This window comes from Kitasatospora sp. NPDC058218 (assembly GCF_042882445.1).
Lineage (GTDB): Bacteria > Actinomycetota > Actinomycetes > Streptomycetales > Streptomycetaceae > Kitasatospora.
The window spans coordinates 165,955-172,083 of sequence record NZ_JBHVWC010000012.1 but is presented as its reverse complement, the minus strand read 5'-3'; the positions used below and the strand labels follow the sequence as shown (position 1 = coordinate 172,083).

General features: G+C 74.3%; 7 protein-coding genes. 4 read left to right on the top strand and 3 right to left on the bottom strand.

The genetic code is table 11. The annotated features are described in order from the left end of the window. From ACFVYI_RS10175 to ACFVYI_RS10165, 3 genes are all read right to left on the bottom strand, one after another. The coding region (locus ACFVYI_RS10175) for an alkaline phosphatase family protein (RefSeq protein WP_387882995.1) at positions 1–207 on the bottom strand (207 nt) is incomplete at its 3' end. 53 nt (positions 208–260) lie between these two features. Next, positions 261–1,706, bottom strand: a complete 1,446-nt coding sequence (locus ACFVYI_RS10170; protein WP_387882993.1) for an endonuclease/exonuclease/phosphatase family protein — start codon at positions 1,704–1,706, stop codon at positions 261–263. 256 nt (positions 1,707–1,962) lie between these two features. Then, positions 1,963–2,412, bottom strand: a complete 450-nt coding sequence (locus ACFVYI_RS10165; protein WP_387882991.1) for an SRPBCC family protein — start codon at positions 2,410–2,412, stop codon at positions 1,963–1,965. A 276-nt stretch (positions 2,413–2,688) separates the two neighbouring features. On the opposite strand from ACFVYI_RS10165, the gene ACFVYI_RS10160 reads away from it, so the two are divergent. From ACFVYI_RS10160 to ACFVYI_RS10145, 4 genes are all read left to right on the top strand, one after another. Then, positions 2,689–3,753: a mechanosensitive ion channel family protein gene (locus ACFVYI_RS10160; protein WP_387882989.1), complete on the top strand. Its 1,065-nt coding sequence runs from the start codon at positions 2,689–2,691 to the stop codon at positions 3,751–3,753. A gap of 152 nt (positions 3,754–3,905) precedes the next feature. Then, positions 3,906–4,862 (top strand): SigB/SigF/SigG family RNA polymerase sigma factor, encoded by a 957-nt coding sequence (locus ACFVYI_RS10155; RefSeq protein WP_387882986.1) that lies wholly within the window; start codon positions 3,906–3,908, stop codon positions 4,860–4,862. A 115-nt stretch (positions 4,863–4,977) separates the two neighbouring features. Then, on the top strand, positions 4,978–5,370 hold the full coding sequence (locus ACFVYI_RS10150; protein WP_387882984.1) for an STAS domain-containing protein: 393 nt from the start codon (positions 4,978–4,980) through the stop codon (positions 5,368–5,370). A 143-nt stretch (positions 5,371–5,513) separates the two neighbouring features. Next, entirely contained in the window at positions 5,514–5,990 is a 477-nt protein-coding gene (locus ACFVYI_RS10145; RefSeq protein ID WP_387882981.1) for an ATP-binding protein, read from the top strand. Positions 5,991–6,129: the final 139 nt, after the last annotated feature.

The following is a 6,129-nucleotide window of genomic DNA, read 5'->3' as shown; positions in this document are numbered from 1 at the left end:
GCGGACGCCGTTCAGGGCGCCGAAGTAGTGGTCGAAGCTGCGGTTCTCCTGCATCAGCACCACGACGTGCTTGACGTCGGCGATGCTGCCGGTGGGCCGGTCGGCGGCCGGAGCGGCGCTCGCGGACGCGCCCGGCAGGCCGACCACGGCGGCGGCGCCGGCGGCCGCGGTGGCGCCGACGAAGGAACGACGGGAGAGATCGGACATGGCGAACTGGCCTCTCGGGGCGGTGGGAGGGAGCGGGGCGGGGCGCGAGGCCGTCAGAGCTGGAAGGTGGCGACCGCGGCGGCGCTGTCGGAGGGCCACTGGTTGGCGGCGACGGCGGCCGGGTCGGCGCCGGTGGCGGGCCAGTCGGCCACCAGGGTGTGGGCCTCGACCAGCTTCAGCGGGCCGGCGTACAGCACGTAGTCGATCCGGTCCTGCGGCTCCGGCTTGCTGCCGCGCTGCTTGCGGACCGGTGACCAGGTGGCCCCGGGCGCCTTGACCGGGTTCCGGTTCTCCTCACGGAAGCTGTCGGTCAGGCCGGCGCCCTGGAGGGCCACCGTGACCGGCCAGTCGAGCGCGCCGACGCCGCTGTGCTGTGCGGCGGTGGCAGCCGTCCAGTCCAGGTGCGACGGCGAGGCGAGCGCCCCGGCGAGGACCACCGCGGTGCGCCCGGCGGTGTCCGCCCGGACGGCGGTGGCGAGGGCCCTGGCCTGCTGGAGGCGGACGGAGGCGTTCTCGGTGGCCGTGATCTGCGCGGCGCTCCGGCCGTCCTGGGCGGCGTACGGGCCGTAGTCCGCCTCGTCCAGGTGGGCGGCCCAGACGCGGACGCTCCGGCCCCCGGGGAGCTGGAGGGTGGCCCCGGCGGCGGGCAGCGCGGCCGTGACCGGGGTGACGGCGGTGAGCGGGTAGCGGCTGAGGATGCCGACGCTGCCCGCGCTCTGATAGGCGTACCAGCCCAGTGCGGTGGCCAGGCTCTGGGCGGCCGTCCCGGCCGTCTCCTGGAGGGCCAGCACGTCCAGGCCCTGGGTCAGCACCACGCGCAGCTGCTTCTCCAGGGCGTCGGTGAACGCGGCACCCGCCTCGGCGAGGTTCCAGCTCGCCACCTTCAGCCGGAGCGGGCCGGCCGGGTCGGTCACCGGTATCTGCACGGTGACGGTGTCGGTGGCGCCCGCGCCGTCCTTGACACCGACGACGACCACCTCCGGGTTCTTCGGCGCGGTGGCGGGCGCGGTACCGGTGAGCGTGCCGTCGGAGCCTACGGAGGCCCAGGCCGGGCCGCTGATCTTGCGGAAGACGGCGGTGCCCGCCGGATTGCCGGCCGGGCGGGACCAGAGGCCGCCGAGCTTGACCGAGACGGCGCCGCCGGGCGCCACGGCCGCGGTGGTCAGCGCGTCGACGGCGCTGTGCGGGCGGACCACGGCGGGCTTGGGCCGGAAGGTGAAGGGCGCGGACTGCGCCAGGACGCCGTAGCCGTCCTTGGCGAGCAGATAGGCGGTGTAGGGGCCGCCGGTGAGCGCCGAGGTGTCGAGCTGCACGTCACCGGCGGCGGCCGCGGTGTACTTCCAGACCAGCGAGCTGCCGGTGCCGGGCTTCCTGCTGCCGTCGTAGATGCCGACCCAGTTCTTGGCGTCGGGGGCGTCGGTGCTCCATTGGAAGGTGAGCCTGTCGCCTTCGACCGGGTTGGCGGATGAGCTGAGCGTCAGGGCGCTGCCTGCGGCCACGGTGGTCCTGTCCGCCGCGCTCGGGAGGCCGGTCCGCCGGGGGGCGCGGCCGGGTCCGTCCGCGGCTGGTCACGGAGGTTGGAATGAGGGGGCCGACAGTTGGCTGTACAACTGTGGGCGGCCCCCATTCATCCCAAGGTCGGCGACCGTGACGTGAACGACGCATGACGCGATGTCGGGCGCTACGGGAACTCCGGCCCGGGTCGGCCCGGCGGAGCGGATCGGATCGGACCGACTGGCGGGCGGCCGGCGGTGGTCAGGCCGCCCGGGGCGCGCCCGGGGGGCCGCCGTGGGTCGCTTCGACGAACTCCTTGAAGTCGTGCAGGTCGTCGATGACCTGACGGTCGACGAAGCCGAGCGCCTCCCCGATCCGCTCCAGCAGACCCTGCGGTTCGACGTCCAGCTGGAGCATGATCCGCGTGCTGTCCTCGCCGAGGCGGTGGAAGGTCACCACGCCCGCCTGCCGGACCTCGCCGGCCACCGCGGCCCAGGCCACCCGCTCGTCCGGCACCACCTCGGTCGTCCTGGCGTCGAACTCGCGGTGCGCCCCGGCCACACCGACCACCCAGTGCGTGAGCTCCCCGGCCCGCCGCTCGATGCTGACCACACCGCGCATGAAGAGCGGGAAGTCCTCGACCTTCCGCCACTGTTCGTACGCCACCGCGAGCGGCACGTCGACCAGGATCGACTCCTCGATCTGCGTCATCACGTTTCCCTTCTCCGCCGAGCTCCCGACCGCCGGGCCGGCGGCCGGTCGCCGGGGCGCCTGCCCCGACCGCGCCCGGGTATGCCCCGATCCGGACGATCCGTCAGGACACCACGCGCCCGGCCCCACCCCACGTGCCGGGCGGTTCCCCACGGGGGCGGGGCGCGGGAGGAGCCGGCGCGGCCGGGCGGGTGTGGACGGCGGGGTCGGCGGGCAGACGGAGCCCGCCCCGCGGACCGCCCCCGCCGGGCACCGCCCGAAGAAGGGATCCGCACCGTGGGGTGGAGCCTCGTCCGCCTGATCGTCGTCGCCGCGTCGGCCGCCGTCGCCGCGTTCGTCCTGAACCTGCTCTCGGAAGCCGTCGCACGGTTCCTCGCCGCGCGGGGGCGCACCGGCGCCACACCGTCCCTGCTGCGCGGCTGCCGTCCACCGCTGCTGGCGGCCACCGCCTGCGGGCTGATGCTCGCCGGGGAGCCGTGGGCCCGCGCCGCCCCGGCCGTGCACGGCGCCGTCCGGCACCTGCTGGTGCTCGCGACCATCGCCTCCTGCGCCTGGCTGGCAGCACGGCTGATCGCCCTGCTGACGAGCGGAGCGATGCAGCTCGCCGGCCGGCGCCGCGACCCCGCCTGGGCCGGCCGGGCCCGGACCCAGGCCGGCCTGCTCGGCCGGATCTGTCAGGCCGCCGTCGCCGTGGTCGCTCTGGGGGCGATGCTGATGACGTTCCCCGCCGTCCGGGGGCTGGGGACCAGCCTGCTCGCCTCCGCCGGGCTGGTCGGCGTGGTGGCCGGGATCGCGGCGCAGAGCACGCTCGCCAACCTGTTCGCGGGCATCCAGATGGCCTTCGGCGACCTGATCCGGATCGGCGACGTCGTGGTGGTCGCCGGCGAGTGGGGGACGGTCGAGGAGATCACGCTCACCTCGGTGGTGATCGCCACCTGGGACCAGCGGCGGCTGGTCATGCCGATGTCCTACTTCGCGGGCCGCCCGTTCGAGAACTGGTCGCGGCGCACCAGCAAGATCACCGGGACGGCGCTGTTCCACCTGGACCACCGCACACCGATGCCCGAACTGCGGGCGGAGTTCGAGGCGTTCCTGGCCAAGAGCTCGCTGTGGGACGGCGAGGGCAGCGCCCTCCAGGTGGTCGACACCACACCGACCACCATCGTGGTGCGGGCCCTGATGACCGCGCCGGACGCCGACGCCGCGTTCGAGCTGCGCTGCCAGGTCCGCGAGCACCTCGTCGGCTACCTGTGCGAGGCCCACCCCCACGCCTTGCCCCGGGTGCCGGTCGCCCCCGCCGCGGAACGGGACGAATCCCACCCGCAGGACCCGACCGGATAGGACCCGGCCGCACAGGCCCTGGCCGTGCAGGAGCCGGCCGCACAGGAGTCGTCACGTCTTCTTCGCACAATCACCACACGCCGGAGGGGCATCGGCCCGGCGATCCCGGGTACAGGGGGACGGACCGTCGCGGAACCGATGAAAGGACCGACATGGCTCCGTCCAGTGATGCTCTCCTCGCCCCCGCGTACCCCTCCGTCCAGGGCCAGGCCCGACCGAGCGCCGTACGGACGGGAGCCGCACCCGCCGCTCCCGCAACGCCCGGTCTCCCCGGTCCGTCCGTGACCGCAGAGATCACCGAGAGCACCGCCATCCCCGAGATCGCCGAGCCCAGCGAGGTCCCTCCGGCCGACGCGCGCGAACTGACCCGGACCCTGCTGGCCCGCCTCGACGAGCTGGAGGAGGGCACCCGGGAGTACTCCTACGTCCGGGCCACGCTGATCGAGCTGAACATCTCCCTGGTCCGCTACGCCGCCCGGCGCTTCAACTCCAGCCGCGAGCCGCAGGAGGACCTCGTCCAGGCGGGCGTCGTCGGCCTGATCAAGGCGATCGACCGGTTCGACTCCCGGCACGGCGTGGAGTTCACCACCTTCGCGGTGCCGACCGTGCTCGGGGAGATCCGCCGCCACTTCCGCGACACCACCTGGGCCGTCCACGTGCCGCGCCGGCTCCAGGAACTGCGGCTGGCCCTGGCCAGGGCCCAGGAGCAGCTCACCCAGCGGCTCGACCGGGCACCGACCGTCGCCGAGCTGGCCGCGCACCTGTCGCTCTCCCCGGAGGAGGTGACCGAGGGGCTCGCCGCCGCCAACGGCCACACCGTGGGCTCGCTCGACCTGGGCGCCGACTCCTCGGAGGACGATTCCAGGGGCGCCCTGGTCGACCGGCTCGGGCGGGAGGACGGCCGGCTGGAGAAGGTCGAGAGCCTCGTCTCCCTGAAGCCCCTGATCGCCGCCCTCCCCGAGCGCGACCGGCTCATCCTCTCGATGCGGTTCACCGAGGAGCTCACGCAGTCCGAGATCGGCGCCCGGCTGGGCGTCTCCCAGATGCACGTCTCCCGGCTGCTCGGTCGGATCCTCGGCCGGCTCCGCGCCGGCCTGGACCAGGACTGATCCGAGCACCCCCGGTGGCCGGGGCGTCAGCCCTCCTGCAGGGCGTGCGCCTTGGCCGCGGGCTTTCCCCCGCGTATGGTCGAAGGGCACTCTCTGGAGGGGAAAGACAACCACGATGCCAGTCGAGGACGAGCAGTACCGGATCGCGGCGGCCGCGAGCACCATGCCGCACGCGCTGACCGTGGACATACGGCGGACCGACGCCGAGGCAGCGGTCTGCGCGGTGGCGGGTGATCTCGACATCGACAGCCTCTCCCCCGCCGAGAAGGCGCTGACCTCCCTGGTCGACCAGCGCACGCCCCTGGTCGTGGTCGACCTGGAGGGGGTCGGGTTCTGCGACTCCTCGGGCCTGAACCTGTTGCTGAAGACCCGCCTGGCCGCCTCGGCCGCAGGCGTCGAGTTCCGCCTCGCGGCGGTCGCCGCGCCGGTCGCCCGCGTCCTGGAGCTGACCGGAGCCGGCGCCGTGTTCTCCATCCACGATTCGGTCGGCGCGGCTCTCGTCCGTTGAGCCCGACCGTGCGCACCGGCCCGCTCCGCCCGCCTACGACCACGGGCGGGCAGTCGAACAGCCGTCACAGGAATAACCCGGCGCTGTCCGGGAATCCGATCGGACGATGTGCCACAGCAACCGCACGAAGGGGTGAACCGCATATGACGAGGGGCCGGGGCACCCTGGACGACAACCGGTCCGGCGCCACGCTGCCGGAGGCCGGCCAGCGCCGGCGACTGCGGCTGGCCGGCCTGCCCAAGCCGGTGGCCCGCTCCCGCGCCTTCACCCAGCAGGCGCTCGCCGACTGGGCGTGGCTGACCCCGGAGAGCGGCGCGGACCCTGACGTGGCCGACGACGTCGTGCTGCTCGTCGCGGAGCTGGTGGCCAACGCGATGATGCACGGGGGCGGCCCGCTCGAACTCGTCCTGGACGCGTCCGCGGACCGGCTCCGGGTCGAGGTGAGCGACGGCGAGTCCGCGCTCCCCGAACCCCGCCTGCCGCACCGGCCCGGCCTGCCCGGCGGCCACGGTCTGTTCATCATCCAGCGGGCCGCCGACCGCTGGGGCGCCGAGCGCCATGAGCAGGGCAAGGCGGTCTGGGTCGAGATCGACGCCCGCCGGCTCGCCCCCGGGCGCTGATCGGCTCGGCGGACCACGACCACGGCCCGGGCGGTCTCTCCGCCCGGGCCGTGGTGTTCCTCGTGGAGCTCTTGGTGGAGCTCTTGGTGGAGCTCTTGGTGGAGCTCTTGGTGGAGTGCGCACCGGAGTGTTCGCGCCG